Consider the following 26,219-nt stretch of genomic DNA (forward strand, 5'->3'; position numbering starts at 1 on the left):
TTTGTATGTAACATGTTTATTTGTTGTTGTTAAAGAGGGTTGTGAAATTAACTTTAATTGTAGATGAGGAAATTCAGAGTGCAAAAAAAACGCAACTTATTTGCTAATTTGCGCTTTGTGTAAAACACTTATACTAGATTATTGACTTATTAGGTTATAGGCATAAATGCGCATATTGTTAGTTAACCATAGTGAATTACATGTAAAAGGTATTCTGGAACAGTGTTCAGCAACTCAAGAACATACTTTTTTGATTGTAGAAGATGGGGAGCAAGCTTTATTTCAGTTAATGCGAGTACAGTTTGATATTGTAATCGTTTCGCTGGTTTTACCTGATATTGATGCGCCTTCATTGATGCAATTAAATAATGGGCGGGCCGGTACTAACACCGCTTTTATTATTGTTGCAGATGATTTTGATCAAAAATTGGTGTCTTGGTGTTTGCAAAAAGGCGCTGACGATGTGGTTAAACCAACAGAAGTGACGCCTACCTTGTTAAACAAGGCGTTAGCCAGAAAACTTTATAATATGAGTGTAATTTCAGATTTTTCCAACTCATTTGTTAAAAGTACAGATCTAAGCCAAACGGATAAACTTACGCAACTGCATAATCGTGAATATTTTTTATCATCTTTAACTTCGGCGATACCGCGCGCTAAACGCTACAATATTAAATTGGCCTTAATGGTAATTGATATTGATAACTTTAAATCGTGCAATGAGCATTACGGTTTTGAGACAGGGGATATGTATTTACAGCAGGTTGCACAGGACATGAATCGTTTAAGTCGGGAGGGTGATCTGATTTGTTACTTGGGCGGGGATGAATTCGCTATATTGGCTTATAAATTGGACAGCAGCGCAGCGCTGCACCGTTTCGTTAGGCGTCTGTTAGACGTTTTTAATGCGCCTCGAGAATGTGCACAACATCAGATTGAATTAACAGCTAGTTTAGGGATCGCACAATTTCCGGAAAGTGCAAATGAACCACAAGAGTTATTAAAATGTGCTGAAATTGCAATGTATCGCGCTAAAGTAGCGGGTAAAAATCAGTTTTCTTATTATTCGAGTGAACTACATGCACATGTTAGCAAACGTTTATTAATTGAAAATACTTTACCTGCTGCGATGAAAGAAGGCCAATTCGTCTTGCATTATCAGCCAATTGTTGTACTTGAACCCTATAAAGTTGCTGGCGTCGAGGCGCTGGTTCGCTGGCAACACCCCGAGCTGGGCTTGCTCTACCCCGAAGCTTTTATATCTATTGCAGAGGATTTAGATAAAATTATAAAGTTAGGAAACTGGGTCATGGAGGCTGCATTTACGCAACTACAACAATGGCGTAAAAGTGAGCTGGTGGATGATACTTTTTGTATGGCCATTAATGTATCTGTCCATCAGTTACTGTCGAGTCATTTTGTTGAATCATTTTTTGCCTATCTTAAAAAATATGATATTGCCCCCTCATGTGTCGAACTGGAAATTGTCGAAAGCGTGTTGATACGAGATTTTGTACGGTTAAAAGATAACCTAACGCTATTGATTAATGCTGGTGTCAGTTTAGCTGTGGATGATTTTGGCACAGGTTATTCGTCTTTAGCTTATTTGCGTGATTTGCCGGTTAACACGTTAAAAGTAGATAAATCCTTTTTACTGGGTTTACCCGGTGAATCCAGAGGCTGCAGGTTATTAAAAGCACTGATTAATATTGCTAAAAGTTTAGAGATGAAAGTAGTCGTTGAAGGGGTTGAAAATGTTGAGCAGGCAAAATTATGTTTACAATACAAGGCGGAGAAAGTACAGGGCTTTTATTTTTCAAAACCGCTTGTTAGTTCAGATGAATTGGATAAGGTTATCCACGCAAATTTTAAACCTGACATAAAAGGGGTTGGTAATGGGCAAAGTTAGTCGCTACAGTATCCGTTTTAAATTATATATGGCGCAACTTTTTATATTTTTGATATGTATTTTATTGCCCGGTACTGCGTTGTATTTGTATCAGAGCCAAGTAGATAATATTACGATTTCTGAGATTAAAAATCTGTTCTTTTATAGTTATATTTTGGCCGGTGTTATTGGCTGTTTAGTTGCGGTTTATATTGTTAAAACTGTACTCAAACCTTTATATAAAGTCACTCGCGGGGCTGAGAAAATATTAAGTGGTGATTTACAACATAATATTGTTTTAGACTCTGAAGATGAATTTGGTCGGTTAGCATTAACAGTTAACAAGTTGGCCAATAGTTTAATACAAGCCAACAAGTCTCTTGAAGATAAAGTACATCAAAAAACAGCTGAATTGGAAGCGCTGAATGAAGAGCTTGAAGATCGCATTGTTGAGCGTACTTTAGAAATGCAAAAAGCGATAGAGCAAGCAAAAATGGCCAGTTCTGCCAAATCTGACTTTTTGGCTATGATGAGCCATGAAATCCGCACACCAATGAATGGTATTGTGGCTTCATTAGATTTACTTGCACAAACACAAGTTGATTATGAGCAGCTCGATCTTGTTGATACCGCCAAATCCTCAGCGTTAAACTTGGTGCTCATTCTGAATGACATTCTAGATATCAGCAAAATTGAATCTGGCAAATTTGAGTTAGAACAAACAGAGTTTTTACTATCAGAAACAATAGATAGTGTGGTTAAAACATTCGTCCCTTCAACTTTAGAGCAAGGTTTAATCTTTGAAGTGCGCGAGCAAAGCGATATTCCAGATAAAGTAATTGGTGATCCGGTTCGTATTAGGCAAGTCTTGTTTAATATCGTCGGGAACGCCATCAAGTTTACTGCTCAGCAAAAAGAGAAAAAAGGGAAGATAGTTGTCGATCTAAGCGTTATAGAAAAACAAACAGATAGCTTGCTGGTTGAAATTCGTATCAAAGATAATGGTATAGGCATTCATAAGGAAGTGCAGGAGAAGTTATTTCAACCTTTTAGTCAGGCTGAAAAATCGACTAGCCGAAAATTTGGTGGCACGGGATTGGGATTGGCTATTTGCAAAAAACTGACTGAGATGATGCAGGGTAGTATCACGGTTCAATCTGAAATTGGTCAAGGAACCGAGTTTTGCATTGCGATACGCTTAGGTAAAAGTCAAGACGATGAGGAGGAACTACCGTCTTTATTTGGTAAAGAGTTGTATTTTTTAGAATGTAATCATTATCTTGATAAATTAACCAGCCGACTGGTTGATTATACCGAGAGTGAAGGGGGGGAGGCGCAACGACTTAATTGGCAAGCTGACTCGGATATTTCTGCCCTGAGCGGTACTGTGGTTTTGATGTTAGGTGAAATTGAACCTTATCAGGCGTTGTTGCAGAAATTTGTGTCAGCAGAATCACCTTATGCATTAAAAATGGTTGCTGTTGAACGAAATGATTTAGAAAGGTTGCGTAATTTGTATCCGAATATGCCTGCCTTGCCGATTAAACCACTGACAAAATTTCAATTTATCAAACATGCGATGGCAGATGAATCTGACTTTGCTGTGTATGAGCAGGCGTCTAGTAGCAAACAAAATAATGTACAGAGCCGCGAGTCAGCCTCTCCTGAATTAGCGCAAGCTAATGACGTGCAAGATAAACCGGCTGATGTGCTGTTAGTTGAAGATAACCCACTTAATCAGAAGCTTATTCAAAAGCAATTAAAGAGCTTTGATGTTTATCCAGAACTGGCAAACGATGGTTATGAGGGGTTGCAGGCTTACAAGGACAAAAGGTTTAAATTAATCATCACTGATTGCCACATGCCCAATTTAAGTGGTTACGATATGGTTCATCTGATTCGCCAATATGAAAAAGAAAATGATTTAGCAAATGTGCCTATTATCGCGTTAACTGGTGCCGCCATGGCGGGGGATAAAGAAAAATGTTTAAAAGTGGGCATGAATGACTTTTTATCAAAACCTGTACAAACAGAAGATTTGAAAGCTAAAGTACAGCAATATATATAGCGTGATATATAGCGTGATATATAGCGTGTCGCCATCTGGTATACAGGGTATCACAAGGCTTAACACGCTATAGCAGGATTTTAGCAGGATTTAAATTAGAGGTTTTTATCCTGCTTTTTCTGAATTAATTCTAGTGCGTAATTGTCTGGGTCGCGTACAAAGGCAATTTCGGTTGTCCCCCCTTTAACAGGACCCGGTTCGCGACTGATCGTACCGCCAGCTTGTTTTATTTGTTCACACGTTTGATAAATATCATTCACTTCAATGGCAATATGACCATACGCATTGCCCGCATCGTAGCTATCAACCCCCCAATTGTAGGTTAGCTCGATAACTGCACCGTCTTCTTCGCTGCCATAACCGACAAAAGCTAATGTATACTTATATTCTTCATTGTCGTGCTGGCGCAACAAAGACATGCCCATGACTTGGGTATAAAACTGTATCGATTTTTCTAAATCAGCAACGCGCAACATAGTATGTAAAATTCGCATTTTTTCCACTCCGCTTATTATATCTCTGTCTTTTTATACTCACTTAATTTGCTATGATACACGAGCCACACCTTGCTTTGCGAGCAACACCTGTGTACCGACCATCTAATATTAACAGTGATGTACCTCAACTTTAATTGCAGGAGGTATAACTTTTAGTCACTTTTTTGATTTTATTGGCGTTGTCACTAACGGCTAATAAATATTAGCCGATCATAGTGAAGGATGAGCGCAACCAAGCTTTTTGCGTCCCTTTAATAAACAGTTCGTTAGCTGTTTGAAACACTGAAACTGCCATGAAACTTCGAGAAAAACACTACCCGTTAGATTACAACGTTATACTTTAGGGTAGAAATATAAAATTTAAAGTAACGGTTAAACATTCTTTGGTTTCGAATTTTTCGCCACTTTGGGTTTTAAATACCCACTGTTTTAAAGCATCAATAGCAGCTCTGTCAAAGGAATGATCAGGATAATGCTCAATAACGTTTATATTGAATGGAACACCTTGACTCAAATGTTCCTCGACCAGCGATTTTAGTATATTTGGTATATTTTCATCACTTAAATGAGTTGGTTTATCAGAAACTTTCAAATCGAACTCCATCGTCACGAAACCTTCAATCCTCTTTTTTTCAGCGAGTTTAGGATACTTTGGTCCAACTCGCTTTACAGCTTGAATTTTTTGATTGCCTGTTTCTTGTTTACCGTCTTGCGTGGTACATCGAGATGTAAATTTTATAGCGTTCTCACTATAGTAGGCTAATCGCTCTTCTGTTGTTTTTTAAGGCTTAATGGCCTCAGCTCGGTTTATTAGTTTGTGATCCACTGGCGCGACTAACTCACTTTTAGCTTCCGTGACGGAAGTAGTACTTTTGCAACCAATTAGAACGAACATAAATGATAGTGTGATTATTTTGTACATTTAATTCCTTCGACATCTAACACTTAGTATTCATGTACACCTAGTTTGTGTGAATGAATCATTTGTTTAGCGGGCAAACGGTGCAGTTGTTTGGTTTGATTTATGCTGCATAGACCAGAGGAATTTGCTTTTTTAAGCTCAGCTGACATGGCAGGTTGTTTCCTTGTTGTTCGCATTTCAGCAATCCATTTAACTTGAGTTTGCGCATTGAATTAGCTGTAATTTAAGCTAATTTGGTCATTTATTGCAACTTTATTTTCAATGCGCACAGCAAGCTCTAACCCAACGGGTTTTGTTTTTTATAGTGTATTGGCGACATTAATGACAAAAAAATTGTGTGCGCTGTAAATTCACTAAATTGGTTAGTCGTTCAAGCTACAAAACTGTAGGCCGCGAGACTATAGACTATACATCAATGTGAATGAATAAGAATAAAACAATGGAAGTGGTCAATCATTTTTCATTAATAACTTATTAATATACTTATAAAGCAAGTAGTCAACTTACTTTTTATGTCAGCTTATTTTACACCCTTGCTAAATTCAAAGCTACCAAAAATCCTAATTCTCTGAAAATAAAGGTCTTTATTTTCATGGTGTGGAATTTGCATTCTGCGCTGGGTTTATAACAATACAATCATTTTTTTGATAGAATGTAGTACTAAGGAAAATATAAATGAATATAAAAATGTTAAAAGCAGCTGTTGCTGGTTTAGCTTTGAGTGTGAGTGGCTTTGCTAATGCGGGATTGATTGTAGGTTACGCTCCAAACGTAGAAGTTACTACAGGTATGGATGCAACAGGTATAACTTGGGTTGATTCGAATGCAGAGATTTATGAAAGCTCCGGTGGTTCTTTTGGAGATGCTATCACTCTTAGACCCTCTGTTGCGGTTGCAACATTTTCTGATGCCGTAGCTGCTAATGATTTTTTTCAATTTTCTATTAGTGCACAATTATCTAATTCATTTGATTTAGAAACATTTAGTTTTCACGCTTACAATGGTGGCGCTTCAACACCAAGAGGCTGGGTTTTACGTTCGAGTGTCGACAGTTTTGCAAGTGATATTGATAGTTCTTTTATTACTGCTCCATACGATACTATAGCTCCAGATCTTTTTTCTGTTGACTTATCTTCATTTACTTCATTAACTTCGATAGATTTTCGAGTTTACGCATTTGCTCCAACGGCAGGGTATGCGGTTAATTTCGGCAATTTACAAATACGTGGAACTGTATTTGATGAGTTAGGAAATGAAATACAAACACAAATCCCAGAGCCCTCAACCCTTGCTATCTTCACATTAGGCATTATGGGTTTAGCATCAAGAAGATTTAAGAAGCCGTCAATTGCATTATTCGACAACGCTTAAATAGACCGTTGTTCAGTAAGTCAATTATGAGGGTATTAGAATCAATTAATGACTTTAATAGGGTCCACTGGATTATGCTCTCAGATAAAAAATTTCTATAAATACATAGTATGGTACAGCTATATAAATCTTTTTGTGCAACTAGGTGTCACCATGTCCGCTTTATCGGACTTTCTTGTCGCAATATAATCAAGGCTAATGTCTGTTTTCGTATCGTAGTAGGCAGAAGCTACTCAGTTTTCTCTTTAAATTCGCACAGGTCTTCGATGATACAAGAGCCGCACCTGGGTTTACGAGCGACACAGGTGTATCGACCATGTAATATCAGCCAATGATGTACATCTACTTTAAATTCTGCCGGTACAACTTTCAGTAGTTTTTGTTCGACTTCATTAACGTTTTTGCCAACGGCTAATTTTTTTCTGTTACTGACTCTGTATATGTGCGTGCCTACCGCAATGGTCGGCCAGCCAAAGGATAATTTAAGTAGATCGCGATTTACTTTAAACATTTTAGCTTTACGCTTTGTGCGCAATTACGGATCGTCCTCTCCCAGTAGGCCAGAGAGCACTTTCATCTTATTGCTGACGCTTGACTTGTAGTCATTAGGTTCTCTTAAAAATAGCTTTTCAATATTTCAGTAATGTAAGTTAAACGCATCTTGTTGTCAGGTTTGCTTGACTTATTAATGATTAATATGTAATGTTAGCCTTACATTATGTCGAGGTATGATGACACAATCAAAACTAATTAAGAGAACAAGGTAACTTCAGGAGTGCTAAATATGAGTAATGTATTAGATAAAAAGGAAAAGAAGTTTCTAGTCAAATTTATGTTGCATATAGCGATGTTTTTAGCGGTTTTAGCGATATCAGTAGTAATGAATGAGACCAATGATTTGTCTATATACAGCACTGGATTCCTCGCAATGTCCCCTGTAATTCCTGTGATATTTTTATTGCGGCTGGTGGTAAATCATTATAGGTCATTGGATGAATACATCCAGAGAGTAATGGGTGAAAGTTTGCTTTGGGCTGTAGGTGTTGTTGGTTGTGCGGCAATGGCTTATGGCTTGCTCTCAGAAATGGTTGAGGTGCCGACTATTAGCCCAGCCTTTATGTTGCCAGCAATAGCAGTCATCTTTGGTGTAGCACAGTCTATTAAACTATCGAGCGATACCCATGAAGAATAGGTTACGGGTACTTCGTGCAGAAAATAGATGGTCTCAAGCAGATCTTGCTGAAAAGTTAGGAGTGTCACGTCAAGCCGTGAACGCTATAGAAACAGGAAAACATGATCCTTCTTTAACTCTTGCTTTTGCTCTTGCAGAGACCTTTGGACAAAGCATTGAAGAAATATTTTGTCCCAAAGAACAAAATAACTAAACAATATGTCTTTTCTTTGTGTTGTGGTCTAATGCCAATTGCTAGGCCACAGCAACTAAACATGTTTTAGAGCCTATCCAACATAATTATATGAACACTCTCATAGCCTCCGGAGAGGGTCTTGATTTTATAGCGAAGCTACGAGTTTTAGATAAACTAGTAGAACCAAAGTCCAGTAATTTGAATGTGGTTCAATAATATACGATGTAAATCAATAATTTGCATCACTTAAAAAGTTATTCGATTTTATTTCGTCCGCTTTTTTGCGGTAGTATCAAATCGCTCGTTACAGGCAACTAGCTACTCAGTTTTATCCTTAAACTCACACAAATCTTCAATCAAGCAAGCACCGCAGCGGGGCTTGCGTGCTACACAGATATACCTGCCATGCAGGATCAGCCAGTGATGTACATCTACTTTAAATTCTGTCGGTACAACTTTCAGTAGTTTTTGTTCGACTTCATTAACGTTTTTGCCAACGGCTAATTTTGTTCTGTTACTGACTCTGTATATGTGCGTGTCTACCGCAATGGTCGGCCAGCCAAATGCCGTGTTTAAGACAACATTGGCGGTTTTTCTGCCAACTCCCGGCAATGCTTCTAACGCTTCTCGGCTTTCAGGTACTTCGCCGTTATAATTATCCATTAAAATTTTGCAGGTTTTTATGACATTTTCTGCTTTACTGTTATACAAACCAATGGTTTTGATATAACTTTTAAGCCCCTCTAATCCGAGGTTGTAGATTTTCTCGGCGGTATTGGCGATAGGGTAAAGCTTACGTGTTGCCTTATTGACACCCACATCCGTTGCCTGAGCGGATAAAATAACCGCTATTAACAACTCAAAGGGGGTTGAATATTCCAATTCTGTTGTCGGATTTGGGTTGTTTGCGCGTAGTCTCGTTAAAATTTCTACGCGTTTTTGTTGATTCATCTTAGCTTTCCAGTGTCACGCGTGCACGTTCAATTTTTGTTTTTTCTTGTTCGCCAACTACAATATGCTCTATGCGTTTGTCGTATTTATTTTTAAGGGCGATTAGAAGCCCCATAATAATAAATGCCCCTGGGGGTAAAATCGCGACTAAAAAGTTCTCATCTGGTTGAAATACCACCCAAGTGAGCGTTTTAGCATTGTCGCCAACTAGTAATTCAGCGCCAGCGAATAACGTACCACTGCCGAGTAGTTCTCTTACTGCACCTAACACTACCAGAACAAGTAAAAAGCCTAAGCCCATCATCAAACCATCATAGGCGGCTAAACCGACTGAGTTTTTAGAAGCAAATGCCTCAGCCCGCCCAATAATTGCGCAGTTGGTTACAATCAGTGGTATAAAAATTCCGAGCGTTTGATAGAGCTGATAGGTGTAAGCATTCATTAATAGTTGAACAATGGTAACCAAAGAGGCGATTACCATCACAAATACGGGAATCCGAATTTCATTCGGGATCCAGTTGCGTACAACTGAAACGGTTATGTTGGATCCCAATAAAACAAATAATGTGGCAATACCTAATCCTAAACCGTTAATCACTGTGTTAGTGACTGCCAGTAATGGGCAGAGCCCCAACATTTGTACTAAAGCTGGATTGTTTTTCCAAATCCCTTGCCAGCTAATGTCTTGTAATGGCGTCATATTAGGCTCCACAGTTACTTTTAGCAGAAAACAGCGATTCTTGTTCAGCTGCCCACAGGGTTGTTTCTTTTATCGCTTTGATGACCGCTCTAGGGGTAATGGTTGCGCCGGTAAACCCGTCAAATGTGCCACCATCTTTGCGAACAGCCCACTTTTTTGAGTTTTCGGCTGTCACATATAAGCCAGCAAAATGTTCTATCCAGTTTGATTTTGTCACTTCTATTTTGTCGCCTAGCCCAGGTGTCTCATTGTGAGCTGTGGTGCGTACCCCTAGTATTTGATGATCTTTTGCCAAGGCAACCAAGAGTTCGATGCGGCCGTTATAGCCATTTGGGGCAATAGTTTCAATTATCAGGGCTGTATTGTTTTCATTTAAACGGGCTCTGAATATTCTTGATTGTGTGCCTTGGTGATTTTCGACCATTAAGCAATCTTGCGCGATTTGGTTGTTATATAAATCAGGAGGGACTATTTGACTAATCGTCCGAACAATGGCGCGTTCTTTTTCACTGGCGATTTTATCTTTAGTTTGAATATGAGTCAGGGCTACCAAGCCTGTTGTGCAGATCGCAAACAAGGCTAAGATGCCACTGGCTTTACTAATTGGTTTGATATCTAACATACTTTACCCGGATACATGCCCATAAGTTCTGGGTTTGGTGTAATAGTCTATTAACGGTACACACATATTGGCTAACAAGACAGCAAAAGCCACTGCGTCTGGATATCCGCCCCAGTTGCGGATTAAATACACTAACACAGCTGCTAAGATGCCAAAGATAATTTTCCCTTTGGCTGTTGTTGAGGCAGAGACAGGATCTGTCAAAATAAAAAATGCGCCAAACATACTTGCGCCCGAAAACACATGTAACATCGCACTTGCACTGCCATCAGGTGAAATAATGTGGGTGATAAAGCTTAATGTAAATAAGGTCACTAAAAACGCGGTTGGGATACGCCAGCTAATGATTTTTTGTTGTACCAACCAGAGGCCACCAACTAAATAGGCGAGATTCACTGGGAACCAAGCGATACCGTAACCGTCAGAAAATACTTTGCCAGTTAGAATTTCACTATACGTTTGTTGATTTGTCAGCGCCGTTTTTACCGTATCTAAGGGGGTTGCCATGGTAAAACCATCTAAATCGACTCTCAATTGCGCTAATGAGTAGCCTGTTTCGCTGTAGCCGGTAAAAATCAGCATAATGGTGTCGGTAAACGTTAGCTGGTATTCCACTAACTGTAACGGAGGTAACCATAGTGTCATTGATAAGGGAAACGAAACCAATAGTACAACGTAGCCCGCCATGGCTGGGTTAAATAAGTTTTGTCCTAGCCCACCATATACTTGTTTAACTAAAACTATCGCAAAAACACTGCCAATGATGGCAATCCACCAAGGGGCCAGTGGTGGTAAACTTAAGCCCAATAATAAACCAGTTAACAAGGCGCTATTGTCTTTTAAGGTTAGCAGCGCGTTTCGCTCACGCTGTCTAATGCAAATTGCTTCTGCAAGCATTGCTGCACTGATAGCCAATACGAGCTGGATAAGTACGCCAAAACCAAAATACCAAACTTGGGTCGCGATACCCGGTAAACAAGCCAATGCAACGGCCAACATAACATTTGATGTTTTTCTTTGGATATGTCCATGAGGAGAACTGGCTACACGAAAACTCATTTATCTTCTCCTAACTGTTTTCTTTTTGCTTTGGCTTTTGCTATAGCTGCTTTAATGCGTGCTTCTTTGTCATCTTGGTTGTTGGTTAAATGGCTGGTTTCTTGTTGTTTTTCTTGTTGTCTATCGTGTTTACTAGACGCAATTGATGCTTGCTCATCTTGTTTCATTTTTGCCGCTTTTTTGGCTTTAGCGCGCGCTATTGCTGCTTTTGCCTTGTCGGCCGCCGAATTTGCAGGCGCATCGTTGGTTTTTTCTGTGGGCTCTAGGTTTTGAGTATTTGCATCAAGCTTTGTGTTTTCAACGTTAGGCTCATTTTGTGAGATGTTCGTTTCAGCTTGGGCTTGAGCTTGCGCTTTTGCTTTTTTCGCTTTTGCGCGCGCTATTGCAGCCGCTGCTGATTGTTTTGGGTTCGCCTTAGTTTCAGGTGAGGGCGCGTCAGTTTGCTTTTTCGCTTTGGCGCGAGCCAGCGCAGCCGCTACTTTATCTTGTGCGCTGGGATCTTGTGACATCGCTGCCTTGCGCGCTTCGGCCGCTTGCTTGTGTTTTTCTAAACGTTCTTGTTTTTCTCTCTCTAAACGCTCATTGCGCGCATTGAATCTTTCTTTGGCTTTTTCTGCTTTTTCGTGTTCTGCTTGTTGCAGCCTAATATTGCTCTTAGCAACTCGGTAGTATTGAACTAAAGGGATCTCGCTGGGGCAGACATAAGCGCAGGCGCCACATTCTATGCAATCGAACAATTTGTATGACTGAGCTTTCTCATATTCTTTTGCTTTACTGTGCCAGTATAGTTGTTGCGGTAACAATGACGCCGGACAGGCATCGGCACAAAAACCACAGCGTATGCATGCTTGTTCATTCGTTGCGGGTGGTAGTTCTGTTTCACTTGGCGCCAGAATACAATTGCTTATTTTACCGATTGGCGTTTGTGCATTGTGCAGGGTAAAGCCCATCATTGGTCCACCCATGATTATTCTGGGGGTTTTGCTTTGTTGGTACTCGCCTTGTTTTAATAAAAATTCAACAGGTGTACCAATTCTTACCCAGCGGTTACCCGGTTTTTTAAATTGTTCACCTGTTAAAGTGACAACGCGTTCAATCAGCGGTTCACCATGGACAATCGCTTTGTATGCCGCATAAGCAGTACCGATATTTTGCGTTACAACCCTTATATCAGCCGGAATGCCACCAGATGGAACTTCTTTACCGGTCACTACCTGAATCAGTTGTTTTTCACCACCCGCTGGGTATTTCGTTGGGATCGCGCGTACGATGAACTGTGTTTTTCCGGCACATGCTTGTTCCATCGCTTGAATTGCTTTGGGTTTGTTATTTTCAATTGCAATCACAACAACTTCGGGTTTTAGCAGGTGTGTAAATATTTCTATGCCACTGACAATTTCAGCAGCGTAAGCTTGCATCAATGCATCGTCTGATGTGATATAGGGTTCGCATTCGACACCATTGATAATTAAAACTTCAACTGGTTGTGAATTTGAATGTTTTACATAAGTTGGAAATGCAGCCCCGCCTAAGCCGGCAACACCTAGGGCTTTTAGTTTATCGACAATTTCGACTTTGCTCAGTGTCAGGTAATTAATGGTAGGCTGTTTTAAACACCACTCATCATTGCCATCCGCAGTTATGATAATGGTTTGATCATTTAAGCCAGATGGATGCGGAATAGGGTGGTCGGTGATGCTTTCGACAATGCCCGAAGTTGGCGCGTGAACGGGGAGTTGCATGGGGCCCTGAACTTGGGTCAGAGCTTGCCCTTTAAGTACTTTGTCTCCGACAGCAACACTTATTTTTGCTTTTTCACCAATATGTTGTTTTACCGTCACATAAAAACGCGAAGGTAGTGGTAGTTGTTGGATAGGATCACGTAGCGACATTTTTTTACGTTCCGGTGGGAATACACCGCCGGGAAAGTCCCACATATATCCAGATTTAATCTTTTCTACCAAGGATTCCACTCTGACTCCAACTAATTCCAGCTTAATTTATTTGTTTAACCGGGATGGCTTGAAGTTGCCAGCGCCAAGTATCCGGTTTAGGTTGCACAGGCAGCATATCGATACAATCTACAGGGCAGGGTTCAACACACAAATCACAACCTGTACACTCATCTTCGATAACCGTATGCATATGTTTGGCAGCGCCTACAATCGCATCTACTGGACAGGCCTGAATGCATTTAGTACAACCGATACATTCGTCTTCTCTGATATAAGCAACCGTTTTAACGGGCTCTTGTACATCGTCACCCTCTGTACCTGCTAGTGGTTTAGCTTCAACGCCCATCATATCCGCTAATTTTTGAATGGTTGCGTCTCCACCGGGAGGGCACTTGTTAATATCATCGCCATTCGCAATCGCTTCAGCATAAGGTTTACAGCCTGGGTATCCACACTGTCCACATTGAGTTTGTGGCAATATTTCATCTATTTGGTCGACTAGCGGGTCGCTTTCAACTTTAAACTTTATGTTTGCATAGCCCAAAATAGCACCAAATATTAAAGCGATGATGCCAAGTGCTAATAATGAATAAATAAGAATTGTCACGGTTTTATCAATCCTGTGAAGCCCAAAAATGCAAGTGACATTAAACCGGCTGTAACCATAGCGATTGCGGAGCCTTTAAATGGTTGTGGAATATCTGCGGCCGCAAGACGCTCGCGCATAGCAGAAAATAGAATGAGTACTAAAGAAAAGCCTAGCGCAGCGGAAAAGCCATAAATAGCTGATTCGATTAGATTGTGTTGTTCGTTGAGGTTAAGTAATGCGACCCCCAAAACAGCACAGTTTGTTGTGATTAGAGGTAAAAATATACCCAATATCCGATATAAAGCCGGGCTTGTTTTATGCACTACCATTTCGGTAAATTGTACTACCACAGCGATGACTAAAATAAAGCCGAGTGTGCGCAAAAACTCAAGCGCAAGTGGCTGCAGTATATATTGATCTAATAGGTAGCTGGCAATTGAAGCTATGGTTAGCACAAAGGTTGTTGCTAGAGACATGCCAATTGCAGTTTCAACTTTGCCTGACACACCCATAAAAGGGCATAATCCTAAAAACTTAACCAAGACGAAGTTGTTGACTAGAATTGTCGCTACAAATAATAAAAAGTATTCAGTCATATACACCAAATTTTATACGCTAACCGTTTAAAAAAAGCTGGAAAAAAGAAAAGACAGCCATGCTTGTTTTTTAATGCGGCTGTATTATCCAGTTTTCGACCACAATTAACAACTTGTGATGCATATGGTTTTTAATAATAACTGAATATTTATTATATTAAGGTTTTATTAGGGGTTAGAGTTCGCTCGGTTTGCCGATAAAATAACCTTGTGTACCATCTATAAAAATTTGTTCCAGGGCAAATTTTTCTTCCTGAGTTTCAACACTTTCTGCTATTACCGTTACACCTAATCTATGTGCTAAATCAACAACAACACGCAAAAAGTATTGATTGTTTTTATCCTCGTCAATTCCGCGGCTATAACTGCCATCAACTTTAACAAAATCCGGTTTGATATCGCGGAAAAACTTGAAAGATGTAAACCCAATGCCAAATCGTTCTACCGTCACACGCGCACCGGTGCGGTGCAGCATTTGAATGAAGCGCTGCGAGGCTGGCATATTTTGTTGTAAACCAAATTCTGAGGCTTCGAAAATCAGTTTTGAAGCGATAAAAGAATCGCGCAATAAACGGCGCTCTAACCATACACAAAATTGTTCGTCATGTGCTGATTTCGCGGTGATGTTAATGCCAAAATATTGGGTATTTAAGTTTTTTTGTTGGATCGTTTGAATGGTCGCATCGATAATTAATTTATCTAATTCAATGATTTTATCCATCTTTTCTGCCATTGCCACAAATGAGGCCGTCGGCAGGATATCACCCTCGCTATTGGTAAAACGAGCCAGTATCTCTGAATAGACTTTCGATGATTTATTCGTTGGTTGAATGGGTTGATAAAATAATTTGACTGCGCGACTTTCTAATACGTCATCGATGACTTGTTTCCAGTTTTGGTTACCATATTTAGCACTGACGTTGTTTAATATAGACTTATCATTTTGAATGTGCCAACCGTTCGCGACTTTAGTTTGCGCTAAACTGATACCCGTATCCGCTAAGGCAAGTAATTCGCCCATCGAATCGCCCGCTTCGTAGGCCACGATACCCGTATAACCAATACTGTTGGTTTCTAGCGCTTTTTGTAATTCAGTGAAGCGGCCAAATAAATTTTTGGCGAAATTTTCAGCTTCTTTTATGGTTACGTTAGGAATAATAAGGGCAAAGTCTGAACCATTTAAACGAAACAGCAGGGCATTGTGGTAGTGGTTACCAACCCGCTGTATCGCTTGTGATAAATCACAGATGTACTGATCACCTGCTTCATAGCCTCGATTTTGATTTAAATATTGCAACTCAGAAGCTCGAGTGATAGCCAATATACCGAAATTTTTTGTCTGCTCATCATTAATTTGTTCTTCAAGACTGCTGACAAAACTAATGCGATTAGGCAGTCCGGTGACAACGTCACGTGTTGCTTCGTGGCGATAGTTTTCAGCAGACGTCTGCCACTCTTTTAATTGTTGGGTCATCGTTGAACGCATTTCATTTAATTGATGCGCAAGTGATGAAAATTCTTTAGGTAGAGTGTGTGCTGCTATATTTTCTGGCTCATTCGCCTGCGTGCGCGTTAAAGTGCGACAAATTATTTGGATGGATTTGTTTAAAATGCGCTTAATTTGGTAACGAATAGTGAAGGTATTAATAAAAATAAATAGAAAAAACAGGGTTACCAAAGCATAGAGTAGGTTATCCATTATTTGGTAAATGTCATCTTGCGATAAAATGTAGGTAATTCTTAAGTTAGCAAGTTGATTTGCATAGGTTTGCATATGCGTTTGCAAACCAAACGTTTGCATAAGCAGTCTAGACAAGTAAAAAGGGAATTTGTCTTGTTGATATTGATGTTCAACTTCACCTGACAGGCGTTCAACTCGTAAATCTTGGTAAGAAAAACTGCTTTTTAAGTTTTTTACAACTTGTTTAGGTGTGGATTTATCCAGTTCTAATAGTTGTTGAAGTTGAGCTAAATGGTGCGATTGCTGCTGCTTTGCATATTGAGAAAATGCAAAACAAATAATATAAGCGCTAATCAGGCTTATTATCACAAACAAAACAGTATTTTGAACTAATACTCTTCGAAAAATACTCATTTAGCGGTGCTCCATTGTGCGCATTATTGTTATGAAACTAAGTCAATTAGCTTTAATCCATCGTATCTAATAGAATTTTACCGTGTAATCAGAATAACGGCAAATCAGTATCGTAAATATAACAGTTTTTCGTACTGCAAACAAAATAGGATGTTGTAAGTAATTAAGTAATATTGCTGTTTTTAAAAATAGATACAAACTAACCTAATGAGGTGATAATCGGTTATATGAATGAGATAGGGTAAATAAATTTAATTTTGAGAGGATAATAAAGTGGCTCCCCCTCCCCGACTCGAACGGGGGACCTGCGGATTAACAGTCCGTCGCTCTAACCAACTGAGCTAAGGGGGAATTGAGTACTTTATTATTTTTTGCTGCAAGAAGTTGGCTCCCCCTCCCCGACTCGAACGGGGGACCTGCGGATTAACAGTCCGTCGCTCTAACCAACTGAGCTAAGGGGGAATTGCTTCTCGTCAACGGCTGCGCATCTTAATGATACTCCCTCATGCTGTCAACAAACATTTTTACAATTTTTTTATTTTATTACTGTTTGCCTAAATTTAACACAGCTGAGCGGGTATTTTGTACAATGTGGTGAAGCTTTAACCGCTTTGTCGGTTTATATATTAGTTTCTATTTTTTGCGCTGTTTAAGTCGTTTACTAAAAGAGCCTCTCTTTTCCCTGTTTTTACTGACTTTGTGTCTGTAAGGTTAGTTTTGCTAGCTCAACTGAGCCATATTGAGCGTGTTAAAATTTAAATGCACCAAACCGGTTATTGACTTTGTTTCATTTCTATACAGAACAATTGTGATGAAAAAGTGACAGAACATCATGCAACCCCCGATAATATAAGGCTTATCCTTGGTTATCCACTAAAGCTGTGGATAACTGTGTGAATAATTCGGAATATCTAAGCTCAGCCCGCATAAATACTGTGTCAACACTTGATCAAGGGAAAATTAAGGTAAAATTTAAAATGCATTAAAATCAATTATTTAAGGTTTTGTTGTGTTAGATAATGAGATTTTCCTTGATTAAGCTAAAATTTACACAATTTGCACACGCTTTGTGCATATTAAATTTTATTAGGTAAAATCATTTGTAAATTATGCACTGTTTTTCAAGATTCCTACTCACCCTAAGCAACTCGTAGTTAACAGGTAGTATACAACTGAAAAGTTTTATCAATATTTTAGCTAAGGTTATATTTTAAGGCTGTTGGGCGCTTTTCAGGTAGAAAGCTTTAAAAATTAGGTTTATCTCGTTTTCCTAGAGGCCCTAATATTGAATTTGTTTGTGATTCTTTTGTGCTCTTAACTCGCTCAGCGAGTTGAATTGCATTAAACTACTGAGCTTTTAGTTGAACGAAAATTTTGGGATTCTTGTGCAAGCTAATAAAACACAAAACGACTTATTATCTTTTCCAATTGGTGTGACCTTAAAAAATATGACCATACCAATGGTGATGGGGATGATTGCATTAATGTCGTTTAATTTAATTGATACTTTTTTTATTGGTTTGCTGGGGACAAATGAACTAGCCGCAATTAGTTTTACCTTTCCAGTTACTTTTACGGTTATTAGTTTAACGATTGGTTTGGGGATCGGGACCTCTGCTTGTATTGCTAAAACATTGGGGGGCGGGGATAACAGTGAGGCACGCGATCAGGGAACCAGTGCTTTGTTATTGTCTGTTGTGTTAGTAGCCAGTTTATCGAGCATCGGCTGGCTTTTAATAACCCCTATTTTTACTTTACTGGGGAGTGAGCAAAATACATTGCCCTTTATCCTTGAATATATGCAAATCTGGTATTTCAGCTCGGTTTTTCTTGTTTTACCTATGATTGGGAATTCCATTTTAAGAGCTTCAGGCGATACCAAAACACCGAGTACCATTATGGCTCTGGGCGGCGCTATGAACGCAATATTGGATCCTGTGCTGATATTTGGACTGGGCCCAGTACCTGCGTTAGGTATGACTGGCGCTGCAATTGCTAGTTTAATCGCTTGGATGACCGGTGCAGCCGTTATGCTGTATATATTGTCGATAAAAAGGCAGTTGATTTATTTACATTTGCCTGAGTGGAAGAAATTAAAAAACTCAGTACAAAAAATTTTAAAGATAGCCTTACCCGCAGCGGGGGCTAATATGTTGACACCTCTGGCCATGTCAATTTTAACTGCAATCGTTGCAGGTTATGGTCATGAAGCCGTTGCCGCTTTTGGTGTTGGTCAAAGGCTAGAGTCGATTGGTTGTATTGTTGTATTGGCATTGTCAATGACGTTACCGCCTTTTATCAGCCAAAATTTAGGTGCAGGTCAAGTACAACGAGTTATTGATGGTTACAAACTTTGCTGTCGATTTGTTTTATTATGGCAATTTGTTGTCTATATCCTTCTGGTTATTAGCGCACCACTGATAGCCAATGCTTTTGCCAGTGAAGGAGAGGTTAACCAGCTTATTCGGGTGTTTATTTGGATTGTACCTTTAGGTTATGGGTTGCAAGGCATTATTATTTTGACCAATTCATCTTTTAACGCGTTGCATAAACCTATGATCGCATTGCAACTGAGTATTATGCGATTATTCTTGTTTTATGTACCGGCAGCTTATATCGGTGGTGAGTTGTACGGTATTTATGGTTTATTTGCAGGGTGTGTTGTCGGAAACTGTTGCATGGCAATGGTTTCTTATTTTCGGTTTAAAAAACAGGGTGTGTAACCGTGTCTGTTAAAGCGTTCGAGTTAGTTTCAGATTATCAAGCGGCAGGTGATCAACCAACTGCGATTACAAGGTTGGTTGAAGGGTTAGGTTGTGGGCTGGCCCACCAAACATTGCTGGGGGTAACAGGTTCAGGTAAAACTTTTACCATTGCAAATGTCATCGCCAAGCTTGGTCGACCTGTCATTATGATGGCGCCGAATAAAACATTGGCAGCCCAACTATATGGCGAAATGAAAGAATTCTTCCCAAATAATGCAGTCGAATATTTTGTTTCTTATTATGACTACTATCAGCCTGAAGCATATGTCCCGTCAACCGATACTTTTATTGAAAAAGATGCTTCTATTAACGACCATATTGAACAAATGCGTTTATCCGCAACCAAAGCCTTGTTAGAAAGGCGAGACGTTATCATTGTGGCCTCTGTTTCAGCTATATATGGTTTGGGGGATCCTCAATCCTATATGCAAATGTTACTTCACCTAAGACAAGGTGACATTGTTGATCAAAGGGTGATACTGCGTCGACTGGCTGAATTACAGTATACCCGCAATGATATCGATTTTCAGCGCGGGACTTACCGCGCAAGAGGCGATGTTATTGATATTTTTCCGGCGGATTCCGAGCGTGATGCGATTCGAGTTGAATTGTTTGATGAAGAAATAGAAAGAATCAGTGTCTTTGACCCACTGACGGGGGAGGTTGCACGCCATTTAACACGAACCACTGTTTATCCAAAAACGCATTACGTCACCCCGCGGGAAAAAATACTGGATGCGATTGAGCAGATTAAAGTTGAACTTAAAGACCGTTGTGCGCAATTGCTTGATGCTGGAAAACTAGTAGAAGAACAACGTTTAAGACAACGTACGCAATATGATTTAGAAATGATGTTGGAATTAGGTTACTGCTCAGGCATCGAAAACTATTCACGTTATTTATCGGGCCGAGATAATGGAGAGCCGCCACCCACTTTAATCGATTATTTGCCGGAAGATGGCATTATGATTATTGATGAGTCACATGTTACTGTGCCGCAATTGGGCGCCATGTATAAAGGAGACAGGGCACGAAAAGAAAATTTAGTTGAATATGGCTTTCGTTTACCTTCTGCGCTGGATAATAGGCCGCTTAAGTTTAATGAGTTTGAATCACTTGTGCCGCAGTGTATTTATGTTTCAGCGACACCCGGACCTTATGAAATTGAGAAATCTGACGGCGAAATAGCAGAGCAGGTGGTTCGTCCGACAGGTTTGTTAGACCCTGAGATCGAAGTTAGACCAGTGGGTACTCAGGTTGATGATTTAATGTCTGAAGCACGTAAACGCATTAAGTTGGGTGAGAGGGTACTGGCGACTACGCTCACTAAACGCATGGCAGAAGATCTGACAGATTATTTAAACGATCACAATATTAAAGTACGTTATTTGCATTCAGACATCGATACGGTCGAACGGATGGAGATAATTCGGGATTTAAGATTGGGTAAGTTTGATGTACTGGTTGGTATTAACTTATTGCGTGAAGGTTTAGATATGCCAGAAGTTTCTTTGGTCGCTATTTTAGATGCTGACAAAGAAGGTTTCTTGCGTTCTGAGCGATCTCTTATTCAAACCATAGGGCGCGCCGCACGTAATTTAAATGGTAAGGCCATTTTGTACGCAGACCGAATAACGGGGTCGATGCAAAAAGCAATTGATGAAACACAAAGACGACGTGCAAAACAAACTGAATTTAATTTAGACAATAACATTACACCGAAAGGACTTAATAAAAAAATTACGGATGTAATGGATATGGGATATGCCGAAGAAACGTCTGATGGCAAAGTTAAGTTGCGTAAAGTGGCGGACAAAAAAGGTATTTACCATGCCGCCAAGGCTGAAGATATTGCAAAAGAAATTAAAAATTTAGAAAGCAAAATGTTTGAGCATGCACGTAACCTTGAGTTTGAACAAGCTGCACAATTAAGAGATCAAATTCAAAGCTTGCAGGAGGCACTTCTGAATGCTTAAATGCTCGCGATTTATACACCTTAATTACCCAGGAGGGGATTGTGCTTGAATTTATAGCGCGTTGGTATCAAAAACGATTTTCCGATCCGGATGCCGTCACACTGGTATTTATACTGGCATTTATGTTCGCCATCGTGTTGTTTTTGGGCGATATACTTGCACCTGTTATTGTCTCTTTGGTAATTGCTTATTTGCTCGAATGGCCAGTTGCTAAATTAACGGCAATAGGCGTTAGGCGCAGCATTTCTGTGATTGGGGTGTTAGTCGTTTTTTCCTGTTTATCATTTACTTTGCTGGTGGGGCTGACACCTCAAATTTGGGGACAGCTGACGAATCTAATAACTGAAATTCCATATATTTTACAAGAAGGCCAAGACTATTTATTAAATTTACCTGGTGAATATCAGTCGCTTATTAACCCTGAACAGGTTAAAAATATGACAAATGCCTTGAAAGAGCAGTTGGTCAATACTGGTAAAGAACTCGTCAGTGCGTCTTTAAATTCTTTAGTGACACTGGTTACTTTGCTGATATACCTTGTGCTGGTGCCTTTGTTGGTTTTGTTTATGCTGTTAGATAAAGATAAATTGCTGCGCCAAACATTACAATTTTTACCCAGACAACGTAAATTGGCAAACCGTGTCTGGAGTGAGATGAATCAGCAAATCGGTAATTATATTCAAGGTAAGGTTATCGAGATCCTGATTGTTGGTACGATGTCTGTCATTGCCTTTTTGTTGCTGGATTTACGTTATGCAGTCTTGTTAGGTGTTGGGGTTGGATTTTCAGTATTAATACCCTATATCGGTGCAGCGGTGATTACTATCCCAGTTGCTGTGGTTGCTGTCTTTCAATTTGGTGTCACACCAGAGTTTTGGTATATCATGATTGTGTACGGTATTATCCAAGCGCTGGACGGTAACGTTATTGTGCCTTTATTATTTTCGCAGGCTGTTAACTTACACCCAGTATTTATTATTATTGCTGTGTTGTTTTTTGGTGGTATTTGGGGTTTTTGGGGGGTGTTTTTCGCCATTCCGTTAGCAACACTGGTTAAAGCTGTTGTCAATGCTTGGCCAGCTGCACATGAAACACCTGACGATATAGATAAAGCACTTTCTTAACACTCTAAAAAGACAACTTAGAGGGCATACTCAAACAATAATGTATGCCCTCAAAAGTATTATCCGTTATTTTTTAAGTAATCTAACACCACATCGTGATGATCTTTGGTTTTAAACTTATCAAATACATGGGCGATTTTGCCGTCTTGATTGACTAAAAAACTAATGCGATGAATACCGTCGTATTCTTTACCCATAAACTTCTTCAATCCCCAAACGCCAAATGCATCTGCCACTTTGTGGTCTAAGTCAGATAACAAATCAAAATTAAGCTCATGTTTTTGCGTAAACTTTTCGAGTTTTTCAGGGGCATCTGGGCTTAAACCCAAGACCACTGTATTTAAATCTTCTAGTTCTTGTTTGGTATCACGCAGGCTACAGGCTTGAGTCGTGCAGCCTGGCGTGAGTGCTTTTGGGTAAAAATAGACTAAGGCCTTATGAGTTTTTAATGTTTCACTTAGTGACACAGGTTGTTCTTTTTGATTTAGTAAGGTGAAGTCAGGTGCGGTATCACCTGCTTTTAATGTATTCATTTATCACTCCAAGATAATTAACAAAATGACATTGCTCTATTTTGCTCCTTCTTACGCCAAAATAGCAAATTGAGATCGATATATATTAGCAAACAGAGGTAATTTCCATACTTTGGAAAAATAAACGAATAAATCGCAGCTATTTTGGGCTAAATTATTGTCTTTCTGCGCGCTCACCATTACCATAGTGCGCTTGATTTTATGGGGGCATTAAATGATCCGAGGAAGTATTGTTGCGTTAATTACACCGATGAATTTAGATGGTTCGGTGGATTACCAAAGTCTTGAACAACTAGTTGATTTTCACGTAGCGGCTGGCACGCATGGTATTGTTGCGGTCGGTACAACCGGCGAATCTGCAACTTTACCCGTTGATGAGCACGTCAAAGTTGTGGATACAGTTGTAAAACAAGCCAAGGGGAGACTAAAAGTCATCGCTGGTAATGGTGCAAACTCAACTTCAGAAGCGATAGAGCTGACTAAACTGATGAGTAAATCGGGCATTGATGCCTTTTTAAATGTTACACCTTACTATAACAAACCATCTCAAAAAGGTTTAATAGCGCACTTTGAAGCGATTGCTAATTGTAGTGATGTACCACAAATTTTATACAATGTGCCCGGTCGCACCGCTGTTGATTTGTTACCCGAAGCTGTCGCGCATTTGGCCAAGCATGAAAAAATTGTCGGTATAAAAGAAGCAACAGGTAGCATAGAAAGAATCCAACAAATAAAAGCCTTAGTAGCCGATGATTTTAGTTTGTTAAGTGGTGATGACGCGACCTCGTTGGCGTTTTTGAAAGCAGGCGGCCATGGTGTTATTTCAGTAACAGCAAATGTTGCACCAGCTGAGTTAGCTCAAATATGTGATTTAATGGCCGAAGGTCAATATCAGGATGCTAAGCGCATTGATGATAATCTTCAGGTTTTACATCGTGATCTTTTTGTCGAATCAAATCCGGTGCCGGTTAAGTGGGCCATGTATCGCATGGGTAAAATACCACACTGTGTATTGCGACTTCCGATGTTATCACCGGAACCAAATTCACAAAAAGTAATCGAACAAGCTTTAAAACAATCAGGTTTTGTCAATGATTAACCTAAAAGGGTTACCACCGCTATTTACTGTCGGCGCAATTATGATGTTAGCTGGGTGCGCCGGTCAGCCTAAGAAAGCAGATGGCGGATATGAATATACTACAATAAAACCAGCAAAAGAAATTGTCGTGCCAGCTAAGCTGGCTAAACCAATATCAGATCGTCAGTACCAGATTGAGCATAAAAAGCCAGTGAATGGTAAAGTGGGCGAAGCCGTTTCGATTTTCCCGCCTCGTTTAGTTGCACCTATTGTTACTGCCAGTCATATAGACGAATTGGATCCTCGAACGACAATCTGGTTTGAACAAACCGAACAAGTTAAAGATTTAGAAGAGGCTATTTGGAATGCGGTTCGCGGCTACTTAAACAAACAGGACGTAGAAGTCGCGCGTTTTGCAGCATCGGCCGGTGTTTTAGAAAGTGAGTGGTTTAATATTTCACGTGAAGAAGGCTGGGGCTTTTGGAAAGATGAGCGTGTAATCGATAAACAAAAATACCGCTTTTGGGTGAAAATGAAACCGCATAGACGTTCGGGTTCATTAACCGTTGAATTAGTCGAGCGTCAACCGCTTGTTGATGATTACGCTAAATATGTTTTAACAGACGATGTTGCTTTAGCAACTGAAATGCTGAATTCGGTGGTTGGTCATTTTGAGTATCGATTACGGTTAGATGCGGAAAATCGACGCGTACAATATGTTAAAGGAATTGTCGCTTCGCTTGCCACGGCTCCGAATGGCGATCCTGCTGTATTGATTGATGCACCTTATGAGCATAGCTGGATTCGAATGATTGAAGCGCTTGATTATTATGAGTTACTATTGACTGACGTGAATAAAATTCAAGGTCGTATCCACGCTCGAGTAAAACGCGATAATAGCGGATTTTGGTCGGGTTTGTTTGGTAATGGTGATGATGCATTTGGTTTAGAAAAAGGCGATTATGTTATCGAGCTGATTCGGCAGGAAGCGCAAACGTACGTCGTGATCAATGATTTAACTTTAACGCCAGTTGAAAAGTCTCAGTTAGAGAAAATTTTACCTAAGCTTAAAGAGCGCTTAGCTGAAAACTTAGATTAAAAAATCTTTCATACAATTTTATACTGGTTGAAAAGCAGGCGACTTATGCCTGCTTTTTCGTATCTGAGGCAATCAACCATCTTCAACTGCGTTCAACCTAACGAGAGGAAATTATGAAAAATATAATATCAGATATGGATGGTGTTCTGTATCGGGGTAAAGAGCTTATTCCGGGCGCTAAAGAATTCGTTCAGAGACTCATTGAATCCAATACAAATTTTTTATTCTTGACGAATAACTCAGAGCAAACACCTATTGATTTAGTCAGAAAATTGGAGTCTTTAGGCGTAAAAGGGTTAGAGGAAAAACACTTTATTACTTCTGCTATTGCGACTGCCAAGTTTTTGCATAGCCAAAATCCGGGGGCCAAAGTTTACGTTGTTGGTGGCGGCGGTATTGTCAGTGAGTTATATAAATTAGGTTTTTCGATCACCGATTCAGATCCGGATTATGTCGTTGTGGGTAAAACCAAATCTTTTAATTACGAAATGATGAAAACCGCAGTTCGTTTAATCAATAATGGCGCACAATTTATTGGTACCAACCCAGATATTGTTGATCCCAGTGAGCAAGGTTTAGAACCAGCGAGTGGTGCGATTTTAGCGGCATTGGAAATTTCGACCGGTAAAAAACCATATGTTGTCGGTAAACCCAATCCTTTGATGATGTTAATTGCGAAGAATCAGTTAGGCGTGCATTCAAAAGATACAGTGATGATTGGAGATCGTATGGATACCGATATTATCGGTGGTTTAGAAGCTGGGATGGATACTATTTTAGTATTATCTGGGGTCAGTGATAGAGAAACTGTAAAACAATATCCGTACCGGCCAACACATGTTTTTGCCGATGTAGGCGAAATCGAGTTAGAAAAACTTTAAACCTGACTATTTTACTGAAAGCGAAGCTGATGCTATCAATGGATAAAGTTGATAATGAGCATTAAAAATCTATTGTTATTTTC

General features: G+C 39.7%; 22 protein-coding genes, 2 tRNA genes and 2 pseudogenes. 11 read left to right on the forward strand and 15 right to left on the reverse strand.

Annotation, left to right across the window (positions count from 1 at the left end):
* Positions 1 to 166 precede the first annotated feature (166 nt).
* Entirely contained in the window at positions 167 to 1,909 is a 1,743-nt protein-coding gene (locus tag FNT16_RS12360) for a two-component system response regulator (protein WP_143871870.1), read from the forward strand.
* Positions 1,896 to 3,956: a hybrid sensor histidine kinase/response regulator gene (locus FNT16_RS12365; RefSeq protein WP_143871871.1), complete on the forward strand. Its 2,061-nt coding sequence runs from the start codon at positions 1,896 to 1,898 to the stop codon at positions 3,954 to 3,956. Before FNT16_RS12360 ends, FNT16_RS12365 begins: the two co-directional genes overlap by 14 nt.
* Positions 3,957 to 4,051: 95 nt before the next feature.
* Here FNT16_RS12365 and gloA read toward each other — a convergent pair whose 3' ends face one another.
* The 3 genes and pseudogenes from gloA to FNT16_RS12380 form a co-directional block, all read right to left on the reverse strand.
* Positions 4,052 to 4,450: a lactoylglutathione lyase gene (gloA, locus tag FNT16_RS12370; protein WP_143871872.1), complete on the reverse strand. Its 399-nt coding sequence runs from the start codon at positions 4,448 to 4,450 to the stop codon at positions 4,052 to 4,054.
* Between the two features lie 43 nt (positions 4,451 to 4,493).
* Positions 4,494 to 4,609, reverse strand: a pseudogene (locus FNT16_RS20825) (endonuclease III); the annotation flags it as partial.
* 184 nt (positions 4,610 to 4,793) lie between these two features.
* The gene (locus tag FNT16_RS12380) at positions 4,794 to 5,045 is read right to left on the reverse strand and encodes an energy transducer TonB (RefSeq protein WP_143871873.1); all 252 of its coding nucleotides are present in this window, start codon (positions 5,043 to 5,045) and stop codon (positions 4,794 to 4,796) included.
* A 1,005-nt stretch (positions 5,046 to 6,050) separates the two neighbouring features.
* Between FNT16_RS12380 and FNT16_RS12385 the strand changes: the two genes are divergently transcribed.
* Positions 6,051 to 6,746, forward strand: coding sequence for a PEP-CTERM sorting domain-containing protein (locus FNT16_RS12385; protein ID WP_143871874.1), 696 nt, complete (start codon positions 6,051 to 6,053; stop codon positions 6,744 to 6,746).
* 229 nt (positions 6,747 to 6,975) lie between these two features.
* On the opposite strand, the pseudogene FNT16_RS12390 reads toward FNT16_RS12385, so the two are convergent.
* Positions 6,976 to 7,236 (reverse strand): annotated as a pseudogene (locus tag FNT16_RS12390) (endonuclease III); the annotation flags it as partial.
* Positions 7,237 to 7,530: 294 nt separating this feature from the next.
* Here FNT16_RS12390 and FNT16_RS12395 point away from each other — a divergent pair.
* A complete protein-coding gene (locus FNT16_RS12395; RefSeq protein WP_143871875.1) occupies positions 7,531 to 7,938 on the forward strand; it encodes a hypothetical protein in 408 nt (135 codons plus the stop codon).
* On the forward strand, positions 7,928 to 8,131 hold the full coding sequence (locus FNT16_RS12400) for a helix-turn-helix transcriptional regulator (RefSeq protein WP_143871876.1): 204 nt from the start codon (positions 7,928 to 7,930) through the stop codon (positions 8,129 to 8,131). Before FNT16_RS12395 ends, FNT16_RS12400 begins: the two co-directional genes overlap by 11 nt.
* Before the next feature lie 300 nt (positions 8,132 to 8,431).
* Here FNT16_RS12400 and nth read toward each other — a convergent pair whose 3' ends face one another.
* From nth to FNT16_RS12450, 10 genes are all read right to left on the reverse strand, one after another.
* Positions 8,432 to 9,064 carry an endonuclease III gene (nth, locus tag FNT16_RS12405; RefSeq protein WP_143871877.1) on the reverse strand — a complete coding sequence of 211 codons (633 nt, stop codon included), beginning with the start codon at positions 9,062 to 9,064 and terminating at the stop codon, positions 8,432 to 8,434.
* A 1-nt stretch (position 9,065) separates the two neighbouring features.
* A complete protein-coding gene (locus tag FNT16_RS12410) occupies positions 9,066 to 9,764 on the reverse strand; it encodes an electron transport complex subunit E (protein WP_143871878.1) in 699 nt (232 codons plus the stop codon).
* Position 9,765: 1 nt separating this feature from the next.
* Positions 9,766 to 10,386, reverse strand: coding sequence for an electron transport complex subunit RsxG (gene rsxG / locus FNT16_RS12415; protein ID WP_143871879.1), 621 nt, complete (start codon positions 10,384 to 10,386; stop codon positions 9,766 to 9,768).
* A 3-nt stretch (positions 10,387 to 10,389) separates the two neighbouring features.
* On the reverse strand, positions 10,390 to 11,445 hold the full coding sequence (rsxD, locus tag FNT16_RS12420) for an electron transport complex subunit RsxD (RefSeq protein ID WP_143871880.1): 1,056 nt from the start codon (positions 11,443 to 11,445) through the stop codon (positions 10,390 to 10,392).
* Positions 11,442 to 13,418: an electron transport complex subunit RsxC gene (gene rsxC, locus FNT16_RS12425; RefSeq protein ID WP_143871881.1), complete on the reverse strand. Its 1,977-nt coding sequence runs from the start codon at positions 13,416 to 13,418 to the stop codon at positions 11,442 to 11,444. The genes rsxD and rsxC overlap by 4 nt, the downstream gene beginning before the upstream one ends.
* Positions 13,419 to 13,440: 22 nt before the next feature.
* Complete coding sequence (rsxB, locus tag FNT16_RS12430) at positions 13,441 to 14,007, reverse strand: electron transport complex subunit RsxB (RefSeq protein WP_143871882.1); 567 nt, start codon at positions 14,005 to 14,007, stop codon at positions 13,441 to 13,443.
* Entirely contained in the window at positions 14,004 to 14,585 is a 582-nt protein-coding gene (gene rsxA, locus FNT16_RS12435) for an electron transport complex subunit RsxA (RefSeq protein WP_143871883.1), read from the reverse strand. The genes rsxB and rsxA overlap by 4 nt, the downstream gene beginning before the upstream one ends.
* Positions 14,586 to 14,760: 175 nt before the next feature.
* Positions 14,761 to 16,680 carry an EAL domain-containing protein gene (locus FNT16_RS12440; RefSeq protein WP_143871884.1) on the reverse strand — a complete coding sequence of 640 codons (1,920 nt, stop codon included), beginning with the start codon at positions 16,678 to 16,680 and terminating at the stop codon, positions 14,761 to 14,763.
* A 274-nt stretch (positions 16,681 to 16,954) separates the two neighbouring features.
* A tRNA-Asn gene (locus tag FNT16_RS12445) sits at positions 16,955 to 17,031 on the reverse strand.
* 34 nt (positions 17,032 to 17,065) lie between these two features.
* A tRNA-Asn gene (locus tag FNT16_RS12450) sits at positions 17,066 to 17,142 on the reverse strand.
* A 923-nt stretch (positions 17,143 to 18,065) separates the two neighbouring features.
* Here FNT16_RS12450 and FNT16_RS12455 point away from each other — a divergent pair.
* The 3 genes from FNT16_RS12455 to FNT16_RS12465 are packed head-to-tail and all read left to right on the forward strand — an operon-like array spanning position 18,066 to position 22,545.
* On the forward strand, positions 18,066 to 19,403 hold the full coding sequence (locus FNT16_RS12455) for an MATE family efflux transporter (RefSeq protein WP_246072221.1): 1,338 nt from the start codon (positions 18,066 to 18,068) through the stop codon (positions 19,401 to 19,403).
* Positions 19,404 to 19,405: 2 nt separating this feature from the next.
* Positions 19,406 to 21,421 (forward strand): excinuclease ABC subunit UvrB, encoded by a 2,016-nt coding sequence (gene uvrB / locus FNT16_RS12460; RefSeq protein ID WP_143871885.1) that lies wholly within the window; start codon positions 19,406 to 19,408, stop codon positions 21,419 to 21,421.
* Positions 21,422 to 21,462: 41 nt separating this feature from the next.
* Entirely contained in the window at positions 21,463 to 22,545 is a 1,083-nt protein-coding gene (locus tag FNT16_RS12465) for an AI-2E family transporter (RefSeq protein WP_143871886.1), read from the forward strand.
* A gap of 59 nt (positions 22,546 to 22,604) precedes the next feature.
* Here FNT16_RS12465 and bcp read toward each other — a convergent pair whose 3' ends face one another.
* Positions 22,605 to 23,078 (reverse strand): thioredoxin-dependent thiol peroxidase, encoded by a 474-nt coding sequence (gene bcp / locus FNT16_RS12470; protein WP_143871887.1) that lies wholly within the window; start codon positions 23,076 to 23,078, stop codon positions 22,605 to 22,607.
* Positions 23,079 to 23,292: 214 nt separating this feature from the next.
* Here bcp and dapA point away from each other — a divergent pair, with 214 nt between their 5' ends.
* From dapA to FNT16_RS12485, 3 genes are all read left to right on the forward strand, one after another.
* Positions 23,293 to 24,177, forward strand: coding sequence for a 4-hydroxy-tetrahydrodipicolinate synthase (gene dapA / locus FNT16_RS12475; protein ID WP_143871888.1), 885 nt, complete (start codon positions 23,293 to 23,295; stop codon positions 24,175 to 24,177).
* Entirely contained in the window at positions 24,170 to 25,255 is a 1,086-nt protein-coding gene (gene bamC / locus FNT16_RS12480; RefSeq protein WP_143871889.1) for an outer membrane protein assembly factor BamC, read from the forward strand. Before dapA ends, bamC begins: the two co-directional genes overlap by 8 nt.
* A 113-nt stretch (positions 25,256 to 25,368) precedes the next feature.
* A complete protein-coding gene (locus FNT16_RS12485; RefSeq protein WP_143871890.1) occupies positions 25,369 to 26,136 on the forward strand; it encodes an HAD-IIA family hydrolase in 768 nt (255 codons plus the stop codon).
* Positions 26,137 to 26,219 lie beyond the last annotated feature (83 nt).

The sequence above is a fragment of the Catenovulum sediminis genome (assembly GCF_007289895.1).
Taxonomy (GTDB): domain Bacteria; phylum Pseudomonadota; class Gammaproteobacteria; order Enterobacterales; family Alteromonadaceae; genus Catenovulum; species Catenovulum sediminis.